We start from the raw sequence: 818 nt of genomic DNA, 5'->3' as shown, positions 1-818 counted from the left end.
GTTATAAACCTAAAAGGAAAAATTAGATGAATATAAAATGGATAACAATAGCCGTTGGTACTCTCGCTCTAACCGCCTGCGCCTCAATGACGTGGCATGAAGGCTCTATGATTCAGTATTCTCAAGTTCAAGCTTTAGACAATAATCAATACCAGATTGAAGTTATGGGAGGTTGGGATCACGACCAAGCGGCCTTAGAAAGAGCAGTGTTAAAAAAAGCTAAAACTGAATGCAACGGAAATGCTGAAATTATATCAAGCTCGATGGGAACTTATTTTTCTGCCAGTCAATATGCATCTGGTGATGCCCCTAAAATAATCAGCAAAGTCCAATGCTTAGACAACGGTTTATAACAAAACGCTCAAGTCGCATCCCGCTGCGCGGGCTGCTGGGACAAAAACACAGTGCGGCTCCGCCATTATCGCACTGTGCTTTTGCCCCTTAGCTTAGTGTTATGTGCCGCTAGACTATGCCAGATTTAAAAATTAAAACTGAATTCGCAGCAAGAGAGAAAAAGTTCTTATGGGGTTTGCTTATTTTCGCGCTACCCTTTGCCGTTGTAGTCGTTATTAATTCTTTTTCGTCCATATACATAAATCCCGGTTTTCCTTTCGTCATCATGGTGCTAGGTTTTATGTTTGCTACTTTTACATGGTATCGATGCCCTAAATGCAACTCGATACCACGTGCTTTAGGAAATCCTGGGGTGCAGCTGTTTGCTAAAAAGTGCGGAGAGTGTGGAGCTCAACTAAGGTGAAAGCACATAACAACCCAATAAACTCACTCACTGCGTTCGCTGGGACGCATACACGTGGGGC

At 42.9% G+C, this 818-nt stretch carries 1 protein-coding gene; it reads left to right on the top strand.

Going from position 1 to position 818, the window contains the following annotated elements; all coding sequences use genetic code 11:
• Window positions 1-26 precede the first annotated feature (26 nt).
• A complete protein-coding gene (locus GVO63_RS19270; RefSeq protein WP_159582056.1) occupies window positions 27-353 on the top strand; it encodes a hypothetical protein in 327 nt (108 codons plus the stop codon).
• The last annotated feature ends 465 nt before the right edge of the window (window positions 354-818 follow it).

It is taken from the genome of Alteromonas sp. KUL106 (assembly GCF_009811415.1).
In the GTDB taxonomy this organism is placed as follows: Bacteria; Pseudomonadota; Gammaproteobacteria; order Enterobacterales; family Alteromonadaceae; genus Alteromonas.
Note: the sequence above shows the minus strand (reverse complement) of the source record. Positions and strands in the feature narration are given on the sequence as shown.

What these genes read in the sequence shown, in the direction of transcription:
- GVO63_RS19270 (WP_159582056.1), top strand. Translation starts at nt 27, where the DNA reads ATGAATATAAAATGGATAACAATAGCCGTTGGTACTCTCGCTCTAACC.